The sequence below is a fragment of the Mucilaginibacter endophyticus genome (genome assembly GCF_003351025.1).
Classification (GTDB): domain Bacteria; phylum Bacteroidota; class Bacteroidia; order Sphingobacteriales; family Sphingobacteriaceae; genus Mucilaginibacter; species Mucilaginibacter endophyticus.
This window is the reverse complement of the sequence record NZ_QPCG01000002.1, coordinates 46,645-71,331: the sequence shown is the minus strand read 5'-3', so window position 1 is coordinate 71,331 and position 24,687 is coordinate 46,645. Positions and strand designations below refer to the sequence as shown.

33 protein-coding genes and 2 tRNA genes are annotated in these 24,687 nt (G+C 42.0%); 2 read left to right on the top strand and 33 right to left on the bottom strand.

Features of this window, described 5'->3' with window-relative positions; all coding sequences use genetic code 11:
• Window positions 1-3 precede the first annotated feature (3 nt).
• From DUL71_RS07800 to DUL71_RS07735, 13 genes are all read right to left on the bottom strand, one after another.
• Window positions 4-525 carry a hypothetical protein gene (locus DUL71_RS07800; RefSeq protein ID WP_114937581.1) on the bottom strand — a complete coding sequence of 174 codons (522 nt, stop codon included), beginning with the start codon at window positions 523-525 and terminating at the stop codon, window positions 4-6.
• Between the two features lie 87 nt (window positions 526-612).
• Window positions 613-5,142 carry a phage tail tape measure protein gene (locus tag DUL71_RS07795; RefSeq protein WP_114937580.1) on the bottom strand — a complete coding sequence of 1,510 codons (4,530 nt, stop codon included), beginning with the start codon at window positions 5,140-5,142 and terminating at the stop codon, window positions 613-615.
• Window positions 5,142-5,657: a hypothetical protein gene (locus tag DUL71_RS07790; RefSeq protein ID WP_114937579.1), complete on the bottom strand. Its 516-nt coding sequence runs from the start codon at window positions 5,655-5,657 to the stop codon at window positions 5,142-5,144. The genes DUL71_RS07795 and DUL71_RS07790 overlap by 1 nt, the downstream gene beginning before the upstream one ends.
• 183 nt (window positions 5,658-5,840) lie before the next feature.
• The gene (locus DUL71_RS07785; protein ID WP_114937578.1) at window positions 5,841-6,377 is read right to left on the bottom strand and encodes a hypothetical protein; all 537 of its coding nucleotides are present in this window, start codon (window positions 6,375-6,377) and stop codon (window positions 5,841-5,843) included.
• Window positions 6,378-6,451: 74 nt separating this feature from the next.
• Window positions 6,452-7,267, bottom strand: a complete 816-nt coding sequence (locus tag DUL71_RS07780) for a PKD domain-containing protein (RefSeq protein ID WP_114937577.1) — start codon at window positions 7,265-7,267, stop codon at window positions 6,452-6,454.
• Window positions 7,268-7,301: 34 nt separating this feature from the next.
• Window positions 7,302-7,733 carry a hypothetical protein gene (locus DUL71_RS07775; RefSeq protein WP_114937576.1) on the bottom strand — a complete coding sequence of 144 codons (432 nt, stop codon included), beginning with the start codon at window positions 7,731-7,733 and terminating at the stop codon, window positions 7,302-7,304.
• Window positions 7,730-8,197, bottom strand: coding sequence for a hypothetical protein (locus DUL71_RS07770; protein WP_114937575.1), 468 nt, complete (start codon window positions 8,195-8,197; stop codon window positions 7,730-7,732). Before DUL71_RS07770 ends, DUL71_RS07775 begins: the two co-directional genes overlap by 4 nt.
• The gene (locus DUL71_RS07765) at window positions 8,190-8,477 is read right to left on the bottom strand and encodes a hypothetical protein (protein ID WP_114937574.1); all 288 of its coding nucleotides are present in this window, start codon (window positions 8,475-8,477) and stop codon (window positions 8,190-8,192) included. The genes DUL71_RS07770 and DUL71_RS07765 overlap by 8 nt, the downstream gene beginning before the upstream one ends.
• A gap of 14 nt (window positions 8,478-8,491) precedes the next feature.
• Window positions 8,492-8,809, bottom strand: coding sequence for a DUF6706 family protein (locus DUL71_RS07760; protein WP_114937573.1), 318 nt, complete (start codon window positions 8,807-8,809; stop codon window positions 8,492-8,494).
• A 2-nt stretch (window positions 8,810-8,811) separates the two neighbouring features.
• Complete coding sequence (locus DUL71_RS07755) at window positions 8,812-9,336, bottom strand: hypothetical protein (protein WP_114937572.1); 525 nt, start codon at window positions 9,334-9,336, stop codon at window positions 8,812-8,814.
• Window positions 9,336-10,415, bottom strand: a complete 1,080-nt coding sequence (locus tag DUL71_RS07750) for a hypothetical protein (protein WP_114937571.1) — start codon at window positions 10,413-10,415, stop codon at window positions 9,336-9,338. The genes DUL71_RS07755 and DUL71_RS07750 overlap by 1 nt, the downstream gene beginning before the upstream one ends.
• Window positions 10,415-11,089 carry a hypothetical protein gene (locus DUL71_RS32360; RefSeq protein ID WP_208645501.1) on the bottom strand — a complete coding sequence of 225 codons (675 nt, stop codon included), beginning with the start codon at window positions 11,087-11,089 and terminating at the stop codon, window positions 10,415-10,417. Before DUL71_RS32360 ends, DUL71_RS07750 begins: the two co-directional genes overlap by 1 nt.
• A gap of 4 nt (window positions 11,090-11,093) precedes the next feature.
• Window positions 11,094-11,777, bottom strand: a complete 684-nt coding sequence (locus tag DUL71_RS07735) for a hypothetical protein (protein ID WP_114937570.1) — start codon at window positions 11,775-11,777, stop codon at window positions 11,094-11,096.
• A gap of 234 nt (window positions 11,778-12,011) precedes the next feature.
• On the opposite strand from DUL71_RS07735, the gene DUL71_RS07730 reads away from it, so the two are divergent.
• Together DUL71_RS07730 and DUL71_RS07725 are read left to right on the top strand one after the other, a co-directional pair.
• Window positions 12,012-12,485 carry a hypothetical protein gene (locus DUL71_RS07730; RefSeq protein ID WP_154402345.1) on the top strand — a complete coding sequence of 158 codons (474 nt, stop codon included), beginning with the start codon at window positions 12,012-12,014 and terminating at the stop codon, window positions 12,483-12,485.
• A 1-nt stretch (window position 12,486) separates the two neighbouring features.
• Window positions 12,487-13,158 carry an SOS response-associated peptidase gene (locus DUL71_RS07725; RefSeq protein WP_114937568.1) on the top strand — a complete coding sequence of 224 codons (672 nt, stop codon included), beginning with the start codon at window positions 12,487-12,489 and terminating at the stop codon, window positions 13,156-13,158.
• Window positions 13,159-13,180: 22 nt separating this feature from the next.
• On the opposite strand, the gene DUL71_RS07720 is transcribed toward DUL71_RS07725, so the two are convergent.
• From DUL71_RS07720 to DUL71_RS07630, 20 genes are all read right to left on the bottom strand, one after another.
• Window positions 13,181-14,068, bottom strand: coding sequence for a hypothetical protein (locus DUL71_RS07720; protein WP_114937567.1), 888 nt, complete (start codon window positions 14,066-14,068; stop codon window positions 13,181-13,183).
• A 40-nt stretch (window positions 14,069-14,108) separates the two neighbouring features.
• Window positions 14,109-15,389, bottom strand: a complete 1,281-nt coding sequence (locus DUL71_RS07715) for a Y-family DNA polymerase (RefSeq protein ID WP_114937566.1) — start codon at window positions 15,387-15,389, stop codon at window positions 14,109-14,111.
• Complete coding sequence (locus DUL71_RS07710; RefSeq protein WP_114937565.1) at window positions 15,316-15,819, bottom strand: LexA family protein; 504 nt, start codon at window positions 15,817-15,819, stop codon at window positions 15,316-15,318. Before DUL71_RS07710 ends, DUL71_RS07715 begins: the two co-directional genes overlap by 74 nt.
• 2 nt (window positions 15,820-15,821) lie before the next feature.
• Window positions 15,822-16,304: a hypothetical protein gene (locus DUL71_RS07705; protein ID WP_114937564.1), complete on the bottom strand. Its 483-nt coding sequence runs from the start codon at window positions 16,302-16,304 to the stop codon at window positions 15,822-15,824.
• Between the two features lie 191 nt (window positions 16,305-16,495).
• Window positions 16,496-16,726: a DUF6965 family protein gene (locus DUL71_RS07700; protein ID WP_114937563.1), complete on the bottom strand. Its 231-nt coding sequence runs from the start codon at window positions 16,724-16,726 to the stop codon at window positions 16,496-16,498.
• Window positions 16,727-16,944: 218 nt separating this feature from the next.
• Window positions 16,945-17,262: a hypothetical protein gene (locus tag DUL71_RS07690; RefSeq protein ID WP_114937561.1), complete on the bottom strand. Its 318-nt coding sequence runs from the start codon at window positions 17,260-17,262 to the stop codon at window positions 16,945-16,947.
• A complete protein-coding gene (locus DUL71_RS07685; RefSeq protein ID WP_114937560.1) occupies window positions 17,259-17,807 on the bottom strand; it encodes a hypothetical protein in 549 nt (182 codons plus the stop codon). The genes DUL71_RS07690 and DUL71_RS07685 overlap by 4 nt, the downstream gene beginning before the upstream one ends.
• 152 nt (window positions 17,808-17,959) lie before the next feature.
• Window positions 17,960-18,568: a hypothetical protein gene (locus tag DUL71_RS07680; protein ID WP_114937559.1), complete on the bottom strand. Its 609-nt coding sequence runs from the start codon at window positions 18,566-18,568 to the stop codon at window positions 17,960-17,962.
• A complete protein-coding gene (locus tag DUL71_RS07675) occupies window positions 18,565-19,200 on the bottom strand; it encodes a DNA cytosine methyltransferase (protein ID WP_114937558.1) in 636 nt (211 codons plus the stop codon). The genes DUL71_RS07680 and DUL71_RS07675 overlap by 4 nt, the downstream gene beginning before the upstream one ends.
• Window positions 19,201-19,237: 37 nt before the next feature.
• Window positions 19,238-19,399, bottom strand: a complete 162-nt coding sequence (locus DUL71_RS31910; RefSeq protein ID WP_154402344.1) for a hypothetical protein — start codon at window positions 19,397-19,399, stop codon at window positions 19,238-19,240.
• Window position 19,400: 1 nt separating this feature from the next.
• Window positions 19,401-19,646: a hypothetical protein gene (locus DUL71_RS07670; RefSeq protein WP_114937557.1), complete on the bottom strand. Its 246-nt coding sequence runs from the start codon at window positions 19,644-19,646 to the stop codon at window positions 19,401-19,403.
• A 218-nt stretch (window positions 19,647-19,864) separates the two neighbouring features.
• The gene (locus DUL71_RS07665; protein ID WP_114937556.1) at window positions 19,865-20,182 is read right to left on the bottom strand and encodes a hypothetical protein; all 318 of its coding nucleotides are present in this window, start codon (window positions 20,180-20,182) and stop codon (window positions 19,865-19,867) included.
• A gap of 426 nt (window positions 20,183-20,608) precedes the next feature.
• Window positions 20,609-20,682 (bottom strand) — tRNA-Ala (locus DUL71_RS07660).
• Between the two features lie 522 nt (window positions 20,683-21,204).
• Window positions 21,205-21,279: transfer RNA gene (locus tag DUL71_RS07655), tRNA-Met, on the bottom strand.
• 132 nt (window positions 21,280-21,411) lie between these two features.
• Window positions 21,412-21,813: a hypothetical protein gene (locus tag DUL71_RS07650; RefSeq protein WP_114937555.1), complete on the bottom strand. Its 402-nt coding sequence runs from the start codon at window positions 21,811-21,813 to the stop codon at window positions 21,412-21,414.
• Window positions 21,810-22,094 (bottom strand): ubiquitination-like system serine protease family protein, encoded by a 285-nt coding sequence (locus DUL71_RS07645; RefSeq protein WP_114937554.1) that lies wholly within the window; start codon window positions 22,092-22,094, stop codon window positions 21,810-21,812. Before DUL71_RS07645 ends, DUL71_RS07650 begins: the two co-directional genes overlap by 4 nt.
• Complete coding sequence (locus DUL71_RS07640) at window positions 22,094-23,545, bottom strand: phage portal protein (RefSeq protein ID WP_114937553.1); 1,452 nt, start codon at window positions 23,543-23,545, stop codon at window positions 22,094-22,096. Before DUL71_RS07640 ends, DUL71_RS07645 begins: the two co-directional genes overlap by 1 nt.
• A 134-nt stretch (window positions 23,546-23,679) precedes the next feature.
• A complete protein-coding gene (locus DUL71_RS32655) occupies window positions 23,680-23,811 on the bottom strand; it encodes a hypothetical protein (RefSeq protein ID WP_279629787.1) in 132 nt (43 codons plus the stop codon).
• Window positions 23,808-24,203, bottom strand: a complete 396-nt coding sequence (locus DUL71_RS07635) for a hypothetical protein (RefSeq protein WP_114937552.1) — start codon at window positions 24,201-24,203, stop codon at window positions 23,808-23,810. The genes DUL71_RS32655 and DUL71_RS07635 overlap by 4 nt, the downstream gene beginning before the upstream one ends.
• 103 nt (window positions 24,204-24,306) lie before the next feature.
• On the bottom strand, window positions 24,307-24,657 hold the full coding sequence (locus tag DUL71_RS07630) for a hypothetical protein (RefSeq protein ID WP_114937551.1): 351 nt from the start codon (window positions 24,655-24,657) through the stop codon (window positions 24,307-24,309).
• Window positions 24,658-24,687: the final 30 nt, after the last annotated feature.

The following is a 24,687-nucleotide window of genomic DNA, read 5'->3' as shown; positions in this document are numbered from 1 at the left end:
TTGTTATAAAATCATAAATTTATTATCCTGTGTGTTGTAATACCTGGCTTGACTATCTACCATATAAGTTATTACAGGCAGTCCATCATCTTTATATGGCACATTTTGAAGTACCTCATCTAATTGGAATGATAGTTCTACTACAATAGGTCTGATACCATCAAGTGTTGATTTCCTGTTCCACTTGATGGTGCCTGGTTTAAGCCTTGCATTAACCTTTATTCCCAGCTTACCATCATCTTCTACTGTGACATAGTTTTGGTAAATGACAGTGGTCAAAGCCATTCTGGTAGCCATGTAGTCATCCACATTATCAACGACGATATATCCACTAATGGTGAACACTCTCGCGGCAAGCGTTGGAGTTGCGTCGAGGTCATACTCAATTACGCCATCTTCCCAAGCGTGCGAAAAGACAGGATTCACATCATTAGGTACCTCAAAGCTGTTGGCAGTAGACCGGTCATTATTGAGCACTATGCCAAATGCCAGATATAAGTCGTATCCATTTATTTTGCTAATCATTCCCGGCTTTGGCGTTACTTTTCAAAGTTACTTTGAGGAGTTAGGTATAATACCAACCCGTTATTTACTGCAACGGGTTGGTAAGTGCTATTGCAGTCCAGATCCTCTTAATGAGTTGGTAGATTTGGTGTTATTAATAATTTCCTTCAGGGCTGGTATCAGGCCATCAGTATTGTCAGCTCCGCGGCGGGTGTTAGCTTCAATCTGGACTGTTACATTCAAGTGATCCCTTGCTAAAAGAAACGATTGCGCCAAACTTGCACTAAGGGACTTCATTTCATCCCTAACTTGTAATACTCCGGTTTGAGTTCCGGCAAATACACCATATAGCCGGGTTGCTGTATCTTCTGTTATAGATGCTTCTATTTGTCCCTTTGCAGATGAACTGCTACTATCATTAGGATCCGGAAGATAATCTTTGATTGCTTCTAACCCTTGGGTATACAGATCGCCTTTTTCTTTAATCGCTTTCTTCCAGGTGTCGAAGTCGAAGCCAATGACACTGTTATCGTGATCTTTTGCATACTGAGTAAGGTCATCAGTAAAATCGCTGATGATTGGATCAAGCAATTTTAATTGCAAGCTATTTTTAACCGCGTTAGCAATTACCTGGTTGAATACATCCTCAAACCTTCCGGCAGAATCTTCTCCCGATGCAAATGCTTCTGAAAACGCATCTGATAAACTTTTAGAGAGGTCCTTGAAAGTGGTTTGAATAAGGTTCTGACTAATCGCTTTATTGATATCATCAATCTTGTTCGGAATATCCGATATCTGATTGTTGTAATCATCTATTTTGCCCTGATCCGCCTTTTTCTTTTGAGCTTCAGCATCCCTCATCTGAGTCAACTTGATTTGCTGCTGTTGAAGGTTTTTTATCTGGGCAGCCTGATCAGTATAAATGTCTTCCCCTACGGCGTTCTTAACCTGCTGATCTAATTGCTTATAAGCCGCACCCAATTGGTCAAGTTCCTTTTTGTATCCGTCAATCTTCTTTTGGAGGTCGGCATCTTTATGGCTAAAAAGGCTAATTGCAGAGGTAAGGAACTTAACCGATCCAGATATCATATCTATCGGGTTACCGGTTGCATACCCCTTTGCAAACTGGCCAGCGCCGGAAACCATACCTGAAACGCTTTTAAGTGTAGTTTGCAGTTTATCACCACCTACACCAAGACTGTCGAAAACTTCGCCTACCCCCTGAACTGCTTGTGCAGCAACTTCAGCGCCTTCTGCTATTTTATTGAATAAATCTGCGCGGGCATCTTCTACGGCAATCTTCTTGCCTGTGTCACCGGATGCATTATCAAAAGCTTTCTTAGCTTCTTTATAATTTTTTATCGCATTTGATAAGCCGCTAAAAATGCCATCTCTAGTATACTGATCTACCCTTGAATTTATTTCTCTGATTCTGTCGAAGTAAAACTTAGCCTTTATGGCGCCATCCTTATACTGCTTAGTATATTTATCTTTAGCCTGCTCAAGTTCTGATATCGCTTGCTCCCTCGTCAACCCGTCAATCTGTTCCAACAGATCAGCATAACCAGATAACTGATCGGCATTGGATTCATTTTCGTTTTTGATACGCTGATCACGTTGCCTTTTTAAGTTATCAATCTGCTCCTGAGAAGCATTTTCGCCCAAGGCCTTAACCTTTATTTGATAATCAGTTTCTATCTCAAGCAAAGCCTGAGCATTGGTTAAAGCGGCTTGATAAGAATTAGCGTAGATTTCAGAATCCTTCTTTTTATTGGCTATGATCTCCTCAGCGATTTCCTTATCTACAACTTTAAGTTGCTCCTGAACAGCGGCATTGTCAACATCAGAGCCTCCTTTTGATTTAGAGTCAGCATTAGCAAGCTCCTGCCTTTTGGCTTTAAGGTATTCAATGTAAGTCTTGTCAGTATCGATCTGATCTGCATAATACTTATCAGCATTCTCTTTGCCAACCTTCAATTTATAAGCCTCGTAGTCATCGTAAAGCTTTTTCTGCTGGTCAAAGGTCACCTTCAATTTATCTGCAGCCTGCTTGTCCTCTACAGCAGTAACAGCCCTATCCTGTGCATACGCAAGGCCACTACCATCAACCTTTAATCCCTTCTTTTTATTTTCGGGATCATTGTTGAAAGCCTTAACTGCGTCAAGCATCTTTTTATACTTATCCTTTACCGATTCAACCTCCTGCTCGTCTGATGACAACTGCTTATCGATGCCTTTTTTAGTGAGCTCGTCGATACGGCTCTGTAAGTCATTCCGCGCCTTTAGTTCTGACTTAACCTTACTTTCAGATTCAGGATTACCGGCAACAGATCGCAAAGTTTCTTTCAAGTCCTGAATGCGCTTTACATCGGCTGCCTTGTTCGCTGGATTAGCTAATGCATCATTCTGCAATTCTTTTATCCTTGCCCGGATAGCATCCGCTGTTTTGAGTTCGCTATCAGCTATCTCTTTTGCATCTTGAATCTGTCCCTTAGCAGCTTCTTTAGATTTGCTTTTAGCCTGATCGTAGGCATCTCTCACTATACCTAATACATTTTTAAGGTTGGTGTAGTTCTTTTTAGCAGCATCCAAAGAGATATCGCCGCCATCTTTCAAATCACCCGAATCAATCCCTTTTTGATATGATATCAAAGCTGTTGCAGCTTGTTGAGCAGCTTTTTTATATTGGGATACCATATCGCTCAATTCTTTTACAGGCTTGTCGGCCAATGCCGAAACTACAATAGGCCGGCTTGCGCCAGTAGGATTACTGTTTTTGCCGAAATCGTCACCTACAGTTTTACTCGCATTGAAATTATCAGATATATAATTTTTTTTGTCGTAGAAAGATGCATCGAAAGTGAATACTCTTGCCGATAGCTCAGCCAGAGATCTGCTTTTAAATAACTTGTCAATTTCTATCAGTGCATACCTCGCGCCATCAACAATGTTTTTAAAGAATTTCCCAACTCCATCACCTTGCAAAGCATTATCAAACTCATTGCTCAATTTCGATACCGAGCCGGCAAGGTTATCGTTTTTGATTTCAAATTGCTCAGCCGATAAAGCGCCATCGTTGTAATATTTTATGGCTTCCTGAATATGCTCATTTAAATCCAGCTGATGTCCAGCCAGGGCAGCAATTGTTTGAGAAACACCAGGCCCGGTCAGTTTTAAAGATTTAAGTATATCATTAAAAGAGGTTGTTGTTGTTCCTCCCTTTTCAAGCCCAGCAAAGAACAAATCCAATGCTCGCTTTGTATCGGTATTAATGATTCTAGTAAATTCATTAAGCGTAAGATTAGCATCTGCCAGCTGAGCTATGGCGAAAAATTTTGTTCTGTTAGTGGTCAACGATGATAAGAGTCTTTTAAACGATGATCCGGCCACCTCAGCGCTAACACCATTTTCTTGTAAAACTGCACCGTATGACAAAATAATAGGTAGAGATAATTTAGCCTGTTTAGCCAAACCGCCAACGCGTTCACCAAAATCAGTTAAGAAATCACCGGTGGCTAAACCCGATTGTCCCAATCCCAAAATAGCAGACCCTATTTGGTTGTATGATTTTTCAACGTCCCCGGCATTACTTTTAGTTACACCAAAAACATTGTCCAATACTCCAAGTGATTTAGCAATGCCCTCTGCGCCGCCCTGAAGCTCCCCACTCAATGATACAGCTAGTTCATCTACAGCCTTAGTAAAACCGCCTAACTGATCTTTCGAAATACCCAATTGGCCACCAATGGTTGCTATTTCAAGTAATCCCTTCAATGAAGTTCTGGTATCAATCTTCTTTAAAGCTTCCGCAAGATCATTAACTTCGTCAGCTGTTAGGCCTGCCGTCCTCCTTACATCAGATAAACTATCGGAGATCTCCGCGTTAAGTTTTATCTCATAAGTAACAGCAGCTAAAGCGCCATATAGAGATAAATAATTCAACGCCAATGCCTTTAGGTCATCCCCAACACCGCTTAATGCACGTTTATAATCCCCGACATGGCGTTGATGATTTCCCATCAGGTCATCAAAGTCTTTAAGAGATTGATTAAGCTTGTTGTATTCAGCTATTTGTGCCCTGATGATAGGATTAGTTGAATCAAATCCACCCGCTGCCGATTTGATCGATCTACCCAACTCCTTTAGCCTGGCGTTTGCCTCATCATAGCTACCTATAGCGGCTACTTGAGCCTGCCTCGCTGCCTTTGTTGCTTCAGCAAGGGCAAGTCTATCTTTACGGGCTTGCTTTTCCGCTGCAGCCAACTCCTGAGCTGTTATTTTACCAGCTTTGTAACTGGCATCGAGTTCTAAATTTTTGCGTCGAAGATCTTCCGATGTCGCCTGAGCATCAATTAAGATTTTCCTTAACTCAAGTTGTTTTTTTTGATATTCTGTTAGTGCCTTTCCCGCGTTGTTGTCAACAGATACCTGTTTTTTCCTCGCATCAGTATTAGCCTTTACAGCATCCGTCAGAGCATCAACTGCTGATTTTTGAGAGTCAGATAATTTAGTAATGCCAAGAGTAGTAACAGCAAGATCCGACAAAGTCTTTTTCAGTTCCTCTGCATTTTTCTTTGCCTGATTAATATCGAGCTTAGCAGTAAAATTTAATGGCCCAGCCTGTCCTGTGTTGCTCATTAGTAAGATTTTTTGTTTTTATGAACGACCTTGATGATGGAATTGTCCTTGGCATTGTGGGTTACCTGGGCATACTGGTACACGTTGACCATAACTTTGCTATTTCCTGATGCTGTGATATCCAAAACAGCATTATCAAAGCAATCAATCACCACGAAGGCATTATCATACACGCTGATTTTAGCTTTTGAGGAATGTTTAACAAATAATTGACTGGCCTCGTATCCGTCAATCTCTACCTTGGCCGAGCTGCCACCAAGCAGTACGATGAAGTCGCCTTTGCATGCGGTTACATCTTTGTCTATATAAATTCCGTGGAGCGTTAGCCGGTTGCCGCCAAGCCTCAACAGATCTTTATTTGATGGGAAATTTTTCTCTAAGCAGAAATCAATCCCTTTCTTATAAAGTTGAAGCAGTTCATCAACACTATCTGTGCTGCCAACTAAACCTGCCCACTCATCACAAATACCAGCTATTTTGGCTTTTTTAAGTATGTATTGTCCTAACTTATCCATATTAACACCATTGTTCTATGTTCATTTCCTTCAGTTTCGGCTTCTCATCTTTCACCTCATCATCAAATTTTGGTATGGAAGCCACATATAAGGTGAAGTTTGCCCAAGTCATTGTATTGATGAAGTCGGGAGGCCATCTGAAATATTTCATAGCACTCCCTATTGTACTGTGTGGGAGGCTATCTACTCGCTCCCGTCCGCTGGACTTGTCTTTGGTTTTAGGATCTTTGCTACCCCGTTCATTAAGACAATAGAAGTCAAAAAAGACTGCATGTTAGCAGCTTGTAATGATGCGCTCAGGATCTGCACGATATCGATGTTATCCAGGTTACGCTCGAAGAACTGAATCAGCTCAGGATCCGGCTCCCTGTAATCGTTTTGAACTGCCGCCGCTATGATGTAAATCATTTTAGGGAGGTGCTCAGGCACAAATGCCAGCATATCAGTAGAGTTTTCAAATAACTCAGATGGAAGCGTAACTGCCACACCAGCGATCCTGTATTGGTTAACTGCGACACATGGCCATATCTCAAATGAGCGCTCTAATTCGGGGAGTGCCTCCACTTCTCCATTGATACCTCTAATCCTATCCCACAAAGTTGGGGGCTTGATTTTCATAGCCTCAATATGCCTCACCTTCACTGTGAACTTGTAGAGCAACTTGCCTGTCAAAGTATCGACAGCGCCGGAAATGATATTATTTTCTTCTATTTCGGTCATAGAAATATGTGGTTATCAAAAAGGCCTCGCCTAATGACAAGCGAGGCCTTTTATATCTATTAATCTGTGTTTAATTATGATACAGTTGCAGTTACCTGAGTGGTAGCAGATGTTTCCACGCCCGCGCTGTCAACAACAGTCAGCTTAAACACATACACGCCGGTTACCAAGCCACCTACAGTATTAGATAATGCGGTTGGCGCAGTCATTGTTGCGGTATTTGGACCTGAAACCTGTGTCCAGTACTGCTGGATGATGGTTTTACCGCCAGCCGCTGTTGCGGTACCAGTTAAAGCTTTAGTAGAGGTGCTGGTTGTACTGTTTGCGCCGGCAGATACTGTAGCAGGAGTGCTATTGATCAATGAACCGTCTTCATTAACCCACTGTTGTGTATAAATAGCTTCCTGCCCTAAGTATAGGTATGGTTTAATAGTACCAGTAATGGCCAGCGCCTCATTCACACCTTTAGCGATGTTGTTTGAATAACCGGTTAAAGCATCAATGTAATAGTAGGTAATGATTGACCTGCGGCCGTTTACCGGGCGACTGGTTAATCGGATTGCAAGGTTAGCAACCTTTTCTTTTGCCAATACTACAATGGTGCTGGTAGCAGCATCCCAAACCGTATTGAACAGCTTCTGCATGTTCACAGGGCTCTGCTCGGCTAAGCCAATGGCGATAGTGCCAGGTGTTTCGGCAGGGGTGTAAATTGTGAATAATGGCGCATCCTTATCCTCCGGAGTGAAACCGGCTAAGGTACCATTGTTTTTAGTGCGCGTGATTGAATCAGGCTGCAGGTTTTCTACCTGGGTCCAATCAGTTACGTTACCGTAGCGATCACCGGTTCCCCACTCGGCCTTGTCAACGCCTTTCATTACGAATGTTTCCATATTGCTATTTTTGTTTTATGCCCGTGGGCGGTTTTTAATAGTTATTAAATTGTTTGTTGTAGGATTCGTATCCCAACTGCATGCTTATAAACCAATTGCCATCAGCGTCTCTTAGCAGCGTGCCCGGATCGGTAACCTCTGTTCTGAAACTTGTTTTCCATTGGGCATCAACTAATGGAAGGATCGCTTTAGCTATGGCCGATAACTTGCTTTGATTAGGCAAGTACTGTACAGTACCATCTTCCTGTGTTGTCTTAATCGATGGCACATACACATTAATGTTGGGCGTGCCTTTCTGAAATTGGTTGTTATTAATACCCAAAGTATTAACCACGATATCAATTTTCTCTGACCTGCCGGCTGGCCTAACATCCGGATAGATCTTACCTCCTTCCAGCAGCGATATAATTGCAGGAACGTTAATCAAAGACCTAACATCGGTACCCATATCAAAAGCGGTTTTCATTTTAGGAGTTTATTTAGTGCGTCCCCAATATTGTCACCAACCACATGCGTAATAACATCCTTCTGGCCGTAACTGCCTGGCATTCCTTGACGCTCCACCAAAAGGGCATACTCCATACCTGCAACTATCACTAGTTGAACACCTTCGCCTTCGTTAACCAGTAGCGCTATTTCCCTTGCATAGTTCTCGCCGGTTTCAGAGCCTTCCGCACCGGTTTCAAGAACCGGGAAATAAGTTTCAACTACTTCGCCGTTATACATGATCAGGTACCCAATAGATGACCGCAAGTTCCATGTGATGTTACCCCATCCGCCGATTGCTTTAGTCTGCGCGCGAGCCCTGTCAACCAGATCCCGGCCAGTGACCCTGAACGGTTCAATCAATGAGCTAAACCATTTATCAGTTTCCTGCTGAATGTAGCTTGAAACATCGCCTGGGTTAAAATTCGCGGTAATGCTAAACATCGATCCTACTACTTAATTGGCCCCTGTAAACGTCTTGCACTTTGCCGGTAAACTGCCCTACTACCTCTATCATTTGGCCAACATCTGGCAACTCAATTCCTGCATCAAGCCTGATCCTGCCTATCTGATTAACTTCGACGCTATCCTGATTTTTAAAGATCCGTGTACCACCCAAATGAAACCGGCATGATACTGATTTTGGCTCACCAGGTATTGGAGGCAAAGGATACCCTGTAGTAGGATCTTCACCTGCAGGAGTACCAGCTGTTACCCAATTCATAATATGTGGCCTTGTTACCAAAACGCTATCTTTTTAACAGTCGGCTTTGCCGGCGCAAGTGTATCGGGGATACCCCATTGTTTACAAATTGCAGAGTATAACTTCATCAATACATCCCGGGATGGCAGATTGATATTGACATCATCCTCAGTTACATTGGCACTGGTGATCAGCGTAAAAAGAAGCCCTGCCATACATAAGCCTACAGCCCTTGCATCACACTTAGCGTAAATGGCTGATCCATCCAAATCTCCATCAATTAACGCTTTCTCGATCGCAGCATCCGGCAAGGGGAAGTTTATCGTACTGGTTAGGGCTTCTTTTATGGTCATAGTTATGCTTCTGTGATCAAGCCGTTAGCATGTAAGCGTTCCAATACTTCTACAGGTAAATGGCTTACATCTTGGCCTGAAGTGTACTCCTTTGTAAAGTCTTTATAATCGCGGAAAGATTTACCTTCAGCTACTTCGTAATCGGCTTCTTTGTCGAAAGGTTCGCTTTTTTTAGCTTGTTGCTTATCATGGCCATAGCCACCCGACTTTAGGAAGTCAACTGCTGCTTCTTTAAATTCCGCAACAGCGTTGACAACGCTTTGATTCGATTCAAGCAGCGCTTGGTTAGATGCCAATAACTGCTCAACCCATTCAGGAGTTTCTGCTGTCAATAGCTCGCCCTTTGGTTCATCGTTTTCCTCCGGCATGGCAATAGCTTTGTAGATCTCATCGATCTGCTCAGGTGTATACCCCTTTTCATCTGAGGCCAATGCTTCTTTCACTTCAGTTTCGGCCTTGCCGGCTGAGTGAAGCGGACCGTAAACCTTTACGGCCGCTTTCAGTGAGTTCTTATTGAAGTTTTCCATTAGGCCTGAACTACTTTAGTGTCTAACTGGAATACCTGGTCAACGCCATTTATAACCGGCACTCGGCGGGCCTGTACATCTGTCCACTCACCGAATGGCTTGTGGGTAACGTACTTTGACACAAGGGTGCCTAATTCGCCATTAGCATAGGTGATTGCCTGAGATCTGTGGCTATCTTCAACAACCTTTTTCCAAACCAGATTACCAACATTGTTATCGGTCAACAGGATTACTTTACCTTCATCCCAGGCCTTAACAGTTTTCTTAACGCCGTCTTTTTCGAATTTTACGGAACGATCGACAATGGTGAACTGCAACCCGGTTTCATCCTGCCAGTATTCCAAAAATTGCTTATAGGTCGGCGTAGGTTGGGTAGTACCAAAGTTGCCAATACTAATAGCATAAAGGCCAGCTGTTTCTTTTGATTTACGTGCAAGGTTAAATGTTACCTTATCCATCATCAGATAACCTACTGTTTTGCCTGCGTCAGAAGCTTTAGAAATCATGTTATTGATATCTGTAATCGGAGTTGAATTAGTCACATCAGACCACAATACAGCAGCTCCGCCCTTATTGGCATCCAGGTACCCATAATTCACTCTCACGCCTGTACCAACGTTATCTGTATCAGTTAAAGCAATACCGGATGATAGGCCTTTAAGAAAAAGATATTCTGTTTGCTCTTCTACACCAATAAGACCGCGTTTAGTATCGTCAAATAGCTCACTGACAATGTCTGAAATATCAGCGTTTTTGGCAATCAGCGTATCTAACTGATCTAGCTGATTTTCGTTCATCTTCATTTCCATACCCAGTTTAGGGATATCTCCTGAAGCAGTGGCTATTGCCGGCCGTGTTTTCAGAGGCAGCGGGCTATCCATTGCCACAACATCTGCAGCAACGTTTTGGTTATCGGCAGTTATTGATGTCCATTTACCGTCAACAGACTGCTTTGGTGTAAGCATGGTCTTGTACAAGTAAGTTAATGGCGCATCCTTGCCGTTAATGGTTTTTGTGACCAATGCCACAAAACCGGTAAAGTACTTTTGGATGTACTTAATAAATTTTGATTGTTCCATTATGATAAGTCTCCTCTGAATTTAATAAGGTTGTTAGTCGCGGTCAGGAACGCCGATTTAATACCAGATATAGGGAATGGAGAAGCATTTTCATTCACCCAACCCTCAAGCATTACACCTGCGAAAGGCCGTTTGGTTAAAATTGTAGCTACCAGAATGCCTGCATAAGTGTGCCCTGATGGCAATGAACCGTAAGCCGCCGCTATATCTGCAACTGTAGCTACAGGTACTGAAGCGCCTGAGCCGGTACCACCCGCATATGCGCCTGGGATGCTTAACACATCGCCTGCAGTATAATCCTGCCCTGCTTTGGTTATAGTCACAGTAGAAACAACTGTTGAAGCTACTACAACAGTAGCAAGAGCACCTTTGCCTGTGCCTCCTGACAGGGGTACATTTTCATAAGTACCGTTAGTATAACCAGCGCCGGCAGTTACACTACCTAAAGTAGCAACACCAGCAGGAGCCAATTCTGTTGCAGGCATTGGCTTATAATTACCTGTAGCAGTTTCTTTTATAATGACGTGCCCTGCCTGCAACACGTCAAATGCGTAACCAGTCACATCAAGTGACTTGCCGCCCGGGATTGAAAAGTCGTTTTTGATAATAACAATGCTATCAAGCGAGCTATTAACCTGAACTCCTTTATCCACTAAATCAACAACTACTGCCATTTATTTAAAGTTTAAAGTTTGGAAATGCGGCATCCAATTCTGCTTGTGATGCCTTGTCTTTGTTTTTTGATATACTATCCCCACCGCTGCCCGCTGGTCTGTCACCACCTAAACCACCGTTTGCATCTTCCTGAATCGCGCTGGCATGATCATCTTTGGTATCTTCAAGAAAAGTGTTAAAGTCCTCGTCGTCCTTAAATGTGATCCTGTCGAATTTCTTCAACTCTTTTGCCTGGTATTCTTTGGAAGTACCTTCCATTGATTTAATGAACTGATCCCTGCGGGTATTTGCCACTTTCTCACCTTTAATTGACGTGATTTCATCTCGCAAAAGCTTATTTTGTTCGGCTTGCTGCTTCATGAATGTTTTCATCCATTCCGGGGTGTCAGCAGGCAATTCTGCCGGCTCACCTTTAGCTGCTTTTTCAGCCGCTTCTTTGTCAGCTTTTTCCCTATCAGCTTTGTCTTTTGCTTCTTTTGCCCTCTGGTGATCATCATAAGCTGCTATTTCCTTAAATGGAGTAAGGTCGTTGATAGTGTCCAGGTTGGCGTCAATCGCGGCATCATCTGATTCATCAGTGAGCCCCTTTTCTGCCCGGGTAACAATTGCGTCAATACGTTTTTGTGATAAGTTCACTCCTGCGGCTTTAACCTTCAGTCGTGCTGCGATTTTGATTTTAAGTGACATAATAAATTTGTGGGTTGTGTGTTTTTGCTAAGTTGAATCCGTTAATTACGCGTCTACACCTTGCGATATGCCACGAATTTACCCGTAAGGGCCGGGTTGATAAAGTTTGCACACTTACTAACCGGGTTTAGAAAATGACCAATCTTTTTAATCAAAGGATTGATAGGACAATTAGTAATATTTGAATTTTAAGAACATTATTATAACTTGCTTGTCTTGAAATTAAAACATACTATGATAAACATAGGAACGGTCGACCTGCTACGGGATGACGGCAGCACTTTAACATTAACTATAGAACCTCAATTTGAAGATGGCCCAGAAGGCAGATATTTTACTCATGTGTATGATATCTCCAAAACGACCATTGATCAACCTGGTGAAGTCTGCCAGGTAGCTTTTAAAATTGATGAGCAGTTTGACTGGGAATTTTGCGGCGGGGAGTTTTCAGTGGCTGAGCAGGAGCAGATCGTGGACTATATCCATAAACATGAGCCGATAGATTCTTTTGCTTTTGAGATTACTTCAGAAGGCAAACAGTATCACATCCGGGTAACCGACAATGAAGGTCATTTTGGGATCGAACTTAATGGAAAGTTTGCCGCGGTAATCCAGCACTGGGAAGACTGGGAACAAAGCGAAGGTGAAACGTTGCCTTCAGATATTTTTGACCAGATCGTTAACAAAATAGAAAGCCATTACGATTAATATGTGCGCACGCTACGTCCTAGAGGCCTCAGAAAAAGAAATTGAACAGGCCTATGCCGCCAAAATGCAAGAGGAATATGTTCGTAACTGGAATATTGCTCCAACTAACAAAGCCTGTGTTATAACAGCTGATCATCCCGACATTATTCAACAATATCACTTCGGCCTGGTGCCACATTGGGCAAAGGATAAAAAAGTAGGTTATTCATTATTGAACGCTCGAAGCGAGTCTGCATTGGAGAAGCCGTCATTTAAGCCGTTGATCGAAAAGAATAAGCGATGCCTGGTACTTGTCAACTCGTTTTACGAATGGGAAACTGTAGGCAAAGAAAAGCTACCATACCGATTCTTTTTGCCGGAAAGGCCGACATTTTCTTTTGCCGGCCTTTACTCATGGTGGAAAGATCCTGCGTCACAAGAATGGTACAAGTCATTTACGATAATGACCACGGCCCCCAATGGCACGGTCGGACAGTTTCATGACCGGATGCCAGTAATATTATCTAAAGAGGAGGAATCTATTTGGCTAAAGGGAGGAGTACCAATAAGCGATATTATGTCGCTGTGCGATCCGTTTCCTGAAGTTGAAATGGATTTACATAGGGTTAGCAAGGACGTGAACAACGTGAGGAACAATAATTCGGATCTTATATTGCCAGAAAACAGTAATTAATATTGCCTGTGATTAATAGGTATCACTTTTTCATCAAGATGTCTCGAGTTAATGCGGCGATAGTCCCAAGAGTTAATACCACTACAAATATCTGATGTAAGAACACCAATATATTGGCGAAGCCGGAAATTGGCTTTATCGTTTTTGAATTGAAAATATTTATTGAGTAAGGTAGTATCCGGTCGTATGTCCAAATCTCTTTGTTCTTTATCTTTAAAGTTTCTGACAAATAACTCTTTTGCTTCGATTTGGTATCATTGATCATTTTACTTAATAAGTCGTGTAATGTTCCGTCATCGATATCGCCAGATAAAAAATCATAGTTCTTAAAGCCGAAGTCCTCTATCAAGCGCCCAGACTTGTCATATATTGTCAGGTTACTCCAATTTCTTTCAGGGATTTCTGAGTTTGTGATTTTTAGTGCATACCCATCTATAAAGTATAAGTTTCCTGAAATTAGCCAATCAAGCTTAAAATTTTTAATCTCCTTACTGCTATCCATTCTGTTTAACATATCTAAACTTCGCTCGATTTCTTCAGGCCGGTAATTTTCTTTGATATCTGCTTTAAGTTGAGAGTTTACGCTGCTAAATATATCATTATCAATTACAATTGCATTTGGATTAACTGTTATTATTGTTAAATAAATCCAAGGAAAAACCAACATATGAAAGAATATTAGAATTGAAATAGCTCGGAGTAACGACCTGAATCTTGTGTTTTTACCAACGAAAAATAATAATAATGCGATTGATAACACAACCGATGACCATGCTAACCCATAATATTTTTCGGCAATAAAGCTCCATAAAATCATGTTTAAAAGTTGAAAAGCAAGAAAATATTGAATGATTGTCAGGTCTTGTTTAGAATATGTAGGCCTGGTTGAATTAGGTTTCGGTTGAGTCATATTTAAATGAAAATTATTAGACAAGGTAATTAAATTGCATTTACTTTCGAAACTCCAAATTAACTATCAACAATTCTTCAACCCTTGTAGTATACCTTTTGCTTAAATACCCTTGTCTCATCTTCCAGGCTTGCTCGTAACCCATCGCAGCAAAACGCAGCAAATTATGTCCCATTTGATTGTTTACCTTATCGGCCAGCTTGGATATTTTTAAAAGTTTATCCCGCTTAGCCATGTCTTCCATTAAATAAGTTTGCCTGGCGGATTCAGGAGTAAATTTGGTCATGAACACGCCTACCTTTTGATATGGGTAACCCGGCCGATAGATCCTGTTGAGGCATTCAATAGCATAACGCAGTAGCTCCTGAGTTATATTTGTAGGTATAGCAAGATCCATGCTGTAAGCAGCGCTTTTTAATTTATGCACAACTTCAAACTGGCTCGTCATTAGAAATACCTGCAGCTGACCGCACAATGTTTTCTGCGTGCGAAGTTTCGGGGCTGAATTTTGTACGAACGCAGCAAGAGCGTCCTCGATCACCCGGTAATCGTCAGTCTTCTGTCCAAAGCTTCGGCCCGTGCAGATACCTTTTTTTTCCGGAGGAAGATATTCCATACTAAGTACTGATTTCCCGTTTAGCTCATACCATGTGCGAAGGCCTGTAATGGTAAAGCGATCCTGGACATACTCGTAACTTTTTATTTCGGCAAAGTCCCAGGCAGTGTTCACTCCGATCCGGATCAGCTTGTCAGCCGTTTTCGGTCCAACGCCCCACACATCTTCAATTGATAAATTTTGCAATGCAAAGCACCTGGTTGTATCATCCTTTATATGATACACTCCTATGTCTTTAAAGTGCTTTTTGGCTACCCGGTTGGCTACCTTGGCCAATGTACGACTGGGGCCGATGCCGACACATACCGGCACACCGGTGTATTGTAATATTCTTCGACGTAGTTCAATGGCCATTGCTCCCAGATCCTGAGTCTTAAACATGGTAAGATCGCAAAAGCTTTCGTCAATACTGTAAATTTCAATTTCAGGCCACATCTCGCCAACTATGTGAGTGATCCGGCGCATCATATCCTGGTAAAGGCTGTAGTTGGAAGAGCGCCACCATAGTTTACCATCATCTACCAGTTTTTGCAGCTCAAAAAAAGGGGTACCCATTTTGATACCCATATCCTTAGCCTCCTGGCTTCGCGCGATCGCGCATCCATCATTATTGGAAAGTACTACGCCAGCTTTACCCCTCAGCTCTGGCTGGAATACCCGCTCGCAGGATACGTAAAAGTTGTTGCAGTCGATTAACGCGTACACTGTTTTGCCTCCTTTGATTTAATATGCTATGCGGGATAACTCCCTCTATGGTAAATTGATCAAATTCATTAATTAAGTGAGGGTTGTATTTGGGATTATCCGGCATCAGGAACCATTTGCCCTCGAACTCAATGTAGCATGCGATAATATGGTTGCCGTTAAGCACCCCAACGATAACGTCGCCGTTAACCGGTGTCAGGTGCCGGTCTACAACTAAGAGGTCGTGACTCTCAATCCCTGAGTATTCCATGCAATCACCAATAACCTTGACGTAGTAAACAGCGTGCGGGTAGTCGCTGACGTAGTCATCAAGGCTGATCCTGTCTTCCTCGTAATCGGTGCCCGGGCTTTCAAATGCTGCATGTAACCAAAAGCCTGCAAGCGGCCTGCCTTCGCCAATCTCACCGCGCCTGTAAACTTTGACTACCATATTTAAAAGGCAAAATCGTCCTCACTATCCTTATTTTCTTTGCCTTTTAAATATGCCCATAATTCTGGGGAGCATTCTTCTTCTATTAGATCTGGGCCCAGTTCGTGTTCTTCAATAAGGGGAATGTGTTTTAAATCATAATGATTTAACTGTTCGGCAACAGGTATCTGAAATTCTGGATCTGGTTTTTGATAGAACATTACGCCTTCTCCATCAAACTCTTTAGCTGCATAGAAGTTGAAGCCATCCTGGATTAATTGATGCTTTGCACGGTCTTCAAGAATAGCCTCTGGCGTTATTTTATCGATCTTAAGGTGGATGTTTTGTTTACTTACATCTTTAGGGAATATATTAATGTAATCAATGTTTTCATAGTTGTCGCCGTCACCCAGCTGGCGACCGGTGTAAACAAAAATTTTCAGATCACTACCCGCGTGGCAGATAATATCTTCGTCTTTCTCCTTGATAATTACGAACTTTTCCATTGCTTTTGATTTACAATACAAAGTTATGCTAAAAATTTTAGTAAAGTCAATAGCGATTTAAAAGTTTTTTATACCAACTCATTTTACAGCTATATTTAGCGATGGTAACCAAACAGGGCCGCTAACAAAGGCTGCGAACACATTTTATACCAACCTCACTGACTTTCAAAATAAATGGCCTTTCGTCTCGATTATTCCAGGTAAATAACGCTAACCTGGCCAGCTTTGATCAAATTATATACTTTAGTTAGCCTGGCTATAAATGGCACAGACATTTGAGAGTCTGTTCCATAATTTTTAACCACATTAAAGTGCCCTTCCAAAAAAATATCTGGGTTCACTATTTGTTCACCTGGGCCAAGTTGTATTGGACCCTCGAGCTTTACTTTAGAAAAGAAGTCTTGTAATTCATCTACGGTCATATAGCTAATTTACTATTTTTTTTGTCGGGTGGTAAAGGGTTATTGGGGGTTTCATTTCTTAAAAACTAAAGTCTGTTAATTCTGATAATTGATACTCAACATTATTTGATGAAACTATAATTGTTTCTCCAAATTGGATATAAACTTGCTTGATTTTTATTTCCTGTCTGCCTTTATATTTGGCTTTAGTGTAATAAAATTCAATTGTTATATCTTCTTTAATATCGAATGTATTGCATCCCATTTTTTAATAACTTATAAAATTGAAGCCATGTGTATTCTTTTGGGGTTTTGTCAGCCCATGCAGTGCAAAATAAAGTTACGCCATCGTTTCTCATTAGCTTTGTAACTTCATACAGGTGTTTTTTCGATGAATACATATCGTTCCATATGAACACAGGAGAGGCATTTAATAATTTGTCCTTAAACTCATCTATTGATGGATAAACATAATCATGCTCAACTCTTTTCTTGAATGAGCCTAATTTTCTTTGGTGTGAGGCATCGAAATGTGCCTGTCTTTGATTGTCTGTCATTTTAATCCCTTTATCTTCTTAAGTATGGTTTCTAAAACTAATATGGTGGCACTTGCTCTTAATCCTCCATTAATTTTTAACTCATTCATCTCCGCCTCAATCACGGCTATAGCCGGATTGGGTTGGGAGGCTTGCCAGTTAGATGAATGTTGGAGAAAGTTATTTTTACAGTTTTCCTCAAATGACATTTCAGGGAATTGAGTTTTAGCATGGTATTCGTATCCATATTTACAGGCATCAATTAGTAATGAATTTTCTACCGGCTTCTCGCTGCCCTGTGTTTGGTAGTTTTGAAGCCATTTAACACATTCTTTGAATCCATTTATATAATCGCTTTCGCCATCATATTCCTGATCTGTACGCATCATTGCATCTGTTGCCGCCTCATTTATTTCTGACTCGGTTGGGGTTGCAGCATTGTTCAATTCTAAAAATTGATTGTGATAACGGATCATGCACCTAATAATCATGTCATCAGTTTTACCTCGCTCATTCCATGGGCGATTAGGACTAATCTCGTTTATTATTTCTAATGGTGTTTTCATTGTTGGGTGTGGTTTTGTTTAGCTAAATATTTGAAATAGTGTAAAGCGATTGTAAACGGAAGCCAGCCAATTTGGCTGCCGATTTCTTGCCAAAAGTGTTCGCTGTAAAGCATAACGCTATGGTGAGTTTTGTCGCCTGTTTCAATTGCATCCTACTTGGCAAGTAAATCGTTGATAGCCTTTAAATGTGTTGGCTGTATGCCAAAAGTTATTTTAACTGGCTTTTCTTCCCCCTGCTCCACTCCCTTTTGTTCAGGGGTGGCGGGCTCAGTATCTAAACGTCCGCTTGATTCATCATCTGATAATATCGCATAATAACAATCAGAACAATAATCATCACCATTATCAACTGTATAGAATATTTCACCGTTCAATATTTCTTTACCGCACCCATTACAGTTAGCTTTCGGCTCACTTTCCTGCTTCTTTGGCCCTATGTATGGTAGAAATTGGCGCGTGTTGATATTATATTGTGTAGCCTGATCTGAAGTTTGTATCCACGCATTAGGAATAGTAACCCACCTATAATCATTATGAAAACACTGTGTTGCCACTTCCCCAAACTCATCAACCGGATATGTGCCGGATAGTTCATGCGAGCAATGGAGTTCGGGTTGTTGAGATAGCCAATGTTCAAATTGCTTATAGGCAGGATTAGGCGGTGGCGCTGTTAGCCCCAAGTTAATAAACATGCTATTTGGATTTTCTGGCACGGCCAAACCGTTAGCGCAGGTTATGTGTGTTGCGTTGTTGAAATTCATGGGGTTAAGGTTTTTAAAAATTGTTCGCCAATGTATTTTGTGTATTGAGGTGGAATAGATTGAGCTAACCCGTATTGATCTGCCCAGTGAGCGCCAGTAAATTCCTGCACATGTTTAACGCCTGAAAAGTGGCCTACGTACTGTATAAATTCACCGTCTTTTATAGCACGGCCCATTTTTGCATTTTTAGCAACATGTTTTAAATGCAACGGCTGTTGTAAATCCCAATTAGATTCAAACAAACGATGCCTGTAAGTGGGGATACCAAACATTGAACCACATAATAAAATGGGGTTAATCAAAGCAGCGCCAGGAACATTTTCAATGTCATATGGCTTATCAACTTCGATGAGTGCGGCACGTGTGGCCTCTATTAACTTAGGGTATTCTTTGCCGGCAACCCTGAATTGCATAGATGCCATTGAAGCATCTTGGCAAGGAGGTGAAGCATGGATATAATCATATTCATGGCCATGTGCCAAAACATATTCAATGGCATCGGCCTGAATAAATTCCCCGGGATGTTTAGGCTGCGGAAATAAATCTACTCCTGTAACATCAAATCCGGCCAATTCAAATCCATAACCGCCAACACCTTGACAACAATATAAATCAAGTAATTTAAGTTTCATCTTTTTCTATTTTTACCCCACACATGGGGTTAGTGAATTACAAATGCAACCGCTCGTCGCGGTCATTATCTTCTATTGGCAGATTGTAGTACAGCCAGGTGATAACAGCTATAACATAAATGATGTACAGTACCAATATGCCAGCCATCACCCCGCCGAAAATCAGCAAGTAATGAAGTATTTCTTTTAATGTTTCCATGTTATTGCTCCCCGTTTGGGATTTCGTAATGATAATCTACAGCGCTGAACCTGGTACCGTTCATGTTAGCCAGGTGAACATTGATCTCCTCCCCCAGATACATGCCAACGTTCTTTTCGCACTTTTTGAGCAGTGCTGCAGTTTCTTCCCGCTCCTGATCCAGCGTGGCCGCGATCTTTAATGCCTTGTCAATGCTGATAACTCCGTTAACAGCTGAATTTTTTATTATTTGTGTGATGGTGCTCATTAAATGAATTTAAAATGTTTACTATTTTGATTTACGGCGCTTAAGTTTGGCATTGTGCTTGCACCTAAGCCTGTTAGTATGTTTCTGTTGTTTCTTGATACTGTCTCAAACAAACCCATTCCATCCCCGATTAGCCTCTGTAGGTGCAATAAAACCTAAGCCTTTACCGCCAGACAGTAGTGAAGCTATTGCAAGGCCTGCTAATGCGCGCATCTTCACTATACTTTCCTCCTTTTAACCTTAGCATTATGCGAATACCTTAACCGGTTGCTACGCTTGGTACCGCCACTGCCGTAACGCAGCCCATACTCTTTAGGTGACATACCTAACTTTGGCAACATTGGAGCAAAGTCGAGCCCACCGGTCACATCGTTAACAGCAATCTTTGATTTCTTAGCTTTACGCTCATTGGTGGCTTTGTACTCAACTGTACTGGCTGCTGATTGTGAATGTGCTGATGCAACTTGACCGGCACCGGCTAAGCCAGCCAATGCAAGGCCGCTCAGTAATAGATTTTTTGTGTAATTTCTACGCATAAAAATTGAGTTATTGTTTACTGACAAAGGCCAGCACAATGGCTGACCCTTAAATACGATGGTAGTTTGATTAAATTAGCGTTTCATATCATTGGCCCTCCGAAGCCATGTGTTACTACCAACAAAAGCCGGTGTTACCCAGCTCTTTGTTGTGCTATTCCTACCATGGCGCTGAATGCATTACATTGCTCACGCTGGTTATCGCTATTGAGTTGATAAACTTTGCCCTGTGAGGGACTCAATAGCGCATTATGGTAGTTCTCATTGCATCAAGCGGGATGCACACGGTTTCATGGAGCAATTACCTCACAGTACAATATTTTGCATGCCGTTAGGCGCGATAACCGGGACGATTTCAAACGCTAATCCAGGTTTATTACGTAATTATTAACTGGCCTGACCCGAACCTAACGGTATGCATTTATGTGGAGAAGAACGGATTCGAACCGTTGACATCCTGCGTGCAAGGCAGGCGCTCTAGCCAGCTGAGCTACAACCCCATTTGCCGGTACTTTCCCGACTGCCATTACTCATTTTCTCTTTTCGGGTGTAACTCCCTGCACATGTATTTCACCCATGGGATGGTAGCTTTGCTGCCCTTTCGGGTTTTACGTTTCCATTGGCTACTAATGGCTTTGCCTTTCCAAAGTGTCATCGGTTACTCCTTTTTAGCCACCGAAAACTTGCTAAGTTGCTGGAGCTGCATCCCTATGATATCCGTCATCTCATAAGGCGTGATTGTTTCTCTTCAACCCCAAACCCAATAACTCGTAAAGGGTAATCCGTATCAGCTTCTACGGCGGAAACCAGCTTCTTTAACCGACTTACAAGGATTGCCCTAAGCGGTTGTTTGTTTTAATAAAGCAGGCGACTGGCGTAGTGCATCCTGCTTCTGCCAGTCCGTTTAACTTGGCTCTAACCATCTTTAATTACCCCGGCGTAGATGGAAGATCACCGGAAGTAAACCGGATAAGAAACCATCCCCTTGCTTTAGATCTTTTTGATTGAGCCTGGTAATTGCGTTGCGTAGGATGGGACTCGAACCCACGACCTTCGGCTTATGAGACCGACGAGCTAACCAACTGCTCTACCCCGCAATTTTCAATTCTTAACAAAGTAAGACCAGTGATTGCTCACTGATCTTACCTCGTAAATCCCCATCGTAAATCAATTACGAAACGAATATAAGTAACTTATCTTTTTAATCAAAATTTTGATTAAAATATTTTTTATTTAACCGATTTTCTTAACAATTTCAGACACTGCAGCATCAGGTGAGTGTGCAGATAAGCTTCAGCTTCATGCTCCCTGTTGCGGTCAAGGATCCGCGGCAAATAGAATTGGCATATGTGCAAGCATTCATGGGCCAATGTAGCATAATGCTCATCAATGAATTTAAATTTCCGGTTTATGAAAATGTAATAAAGATGTGAGCCTCCCGCCTGCCGGTGCATCGCGCAATAATCACTTTCATTAATAAAATCTTTTTCACCTTCAATACCGGCTATCAATTCATGACACTTTTGCTTTTTAAGTTCTTTGATCATTTGTTTATAGGTATATCCATAAACAAAAAGGCATTTACCAGGGTAAACACCAAAATCAATTGAACCCATTATGCCGTTCTTCATACAAAATTTGCTATGTTATCAGTAATGATATAATGCGACTTGCATTCAAAAGAAAAGTTACCAACCGACCCAATGAATGACACCTTATCCCCATTCTCAACCAAACGCCACCAATTTGTACCATCATCCAGTGGCATGATCGTCATCTGCCCGCAGCCACATAAACACAAATGCTTACTACAATTATGCTCACGGCTTATATAAACGGTCCCCTGCTCATAGAAATCAGGCATCCATTCAACAAATACCGGTTTGATGGTAACTTTACGTAAGGTTTTCATTATACTGAAGTATTAGGTTGTACAACAGGGGCTTTCAATTTGGCAGCCTCAGCAGCTTCTGCTTTGATCTTTTCGTATTCGGCAACTGGATCATTGGTAAATGCCAGCATCTTTACAGCGGTATCTCGGCTCAATAATCCAGCTCCTACCAAAGAAACTATGTTGGTATACTCTTCGGTAAGGTTACGCGGCAATTCAATCTTAAACTTGGGCTTAACAGGCATGCTAACAGACAGCTTAACGCCAACGTTTATCACGGCCATACATGACTTAAGTAAATTCAGATGCCGCTGCCATTCCATGCCCAAATCTCCCTCCTGATTAGATCTGGCTTTGTTTGTAGCCGGCAAAAACATCAGCTCAATCGCTACACCAGGTATATTTGAACTGCCGGCCAGCTGCTCCATTGAGATTTGAGGGGTACCAGTCTCGTCATAGATATCCCGGCGCAGGTTCTTACGCTCATCAGTGGCGGACTGTTGTGATCCTTTCGCCTCAACGTATTTCAAATCGCCCCCATCACTCAACTGGAATGTTTTGCGTGTATTTTTAGCACCTCCACCGGTTGAATCAGTAATTTCACCTATTGCAGCCAGTATCGGGAATGCACTGATCTGGTTTTCATCGGCTGTATCGCTGTCGACCTCCTCAACACGCTCAATTTTAGGTAAAACATCGGCATATTCTGGCCTGTCCTGCCCGTGGAATACGAAATTTGCTTTCCCGTATGCGATTGCAGTCACTTTTTCTTCGGTCCAGCCTGTAGATGCATTGATATAGGTGATGTATTTGTCAGTCAAGAACAGATCCATCTTTAAAACATCTTTGGAATCGATGGCAACTGTGTATTTACGCGCACAGCTGATCATTGCTCCATACTGGTCATAGATCGGGATGATAATATCGCCGGTTGCTGGGCTAAAAAAAGAGCACCGCATCTTAAACTTGCTTGTAGCCGGTGCAATACCATCCCAGAATCCTTCTTCGGCTGGTACCGAATACCAGACAACCAGGCACTGGGTATAGTTCTTTTTGAGCCTATCTATTTTCTGAGCGGTATAATTAAGCTTATTGTCATCCCATGTCTTTTTAAGCATGGCCAGCATAGTCTCATCGGTAGCTTTGAAACTATCCCGGATTGTAGCGTCGATTTCAATGCCACCACTAAGGTTCATATGAACCGCCCAATTCAGGATTTGCTTTTGCGTTGATGACGGTATGCGATGAACGTCCCTTTGTTCCTTACGGTAGGTCATATTACCCTTATCATCAAGAACACCATTAGCCACATCAATCTCTTTCCACGGCCTATAGGACAAATCAGATACTACTTTGTGATTCTCAGGCTCTACATCGTAGGCATAAGCCGGGATTGTAGGCTCAAGTGATTCTATGGCCGGAATGAGTTTTAAAGGATCCGCTAGTAGCGCGGTTAATTCAGATATCTCCACAAACAAAAATACCCTTGCTTATTGGCAGGGGTATGATTATGGGGCTTACTTAGTATTGATAGTAAGTTGATGTAAAATAAAAAAAAGCCCGGCATTTGCCAAGCTTAATAGTGATCTGCCATACATACCCAAACTTAATTAAAAAACCACCAAGTCCAAAAGTTAAACCCGGCAGCCACCAACATCAGACCTATCACAGCAGCTATAAACTTACGATCCTGCAAAACCTCGTCATGCCTGATTACTTCTACCCATCGCTTGATCATTTAAGTGGCAGATAAATAGTAGTTGTTATAAGATCGTCTTTGGTTCCTAAGCCCATTTCCCTGTCGAGGACAACACGTTTACCATCACTGGTAGTGATCATGGCCTTAACCGGCATAACAGGAGCCAGAGCGCCCAGATACACCTGTAGTGATGCTGTGCTCAACGTATCATTGTCAAAGCTGTAGTTAAATTCACCATCGACAAGGAAGTGTTTGCTTTTAGCGGCCAGTTGTTCGTTGCCGGCATTGCTGTAATTGTCGGTTACGTAAACTGAACAATGCGCGCAGGTAACGCTGTAGGTTACTGTTTGCTTTTTAGGTTGTACAGAGTCTTTTTGGCAGGCCTGCAGCAGCATGGCTACGCCTGCTAAGGTTAGGATAAGTTTTTTCATAATTATAATTGCTTTTTACCACCAAATCCCCAAGCCGTTTAAGCATTGGGGGTATCTCACTACCTGTATGCCTACCTGTGAGATCGGACGGGGCCGTTTGATGTTATTTATTTAACCTACGCATCATACGTTCGATATAAGAGTCATGGAGCTCTTTCAATTTCTTAGGCTTATTGATGACCAATCTAAGCTCATCAATCTCAAACCTGATTAGCGTTGTGTATAGCCAGTTACGCAAGCTTTCGCCCTTGAGCGTTGTCATGGCCTCAGCCCTCTGCAATACTCGAGGATCAGATAAAGCTTTATCTTGTAGCTTATGGGCAATAACCGTTTGATTTGCTTTGTGCAGGCTTACATAATGACCTATTAAGTCACGACCTTCAGCATCTAATACCTGATAGTTGCCGCGAAAGTGTTTCACGATCTGATAAGGATCTGTTTTTATATTTCCCATAAAATCTAAAAATGATAAAGCCTATCAGCA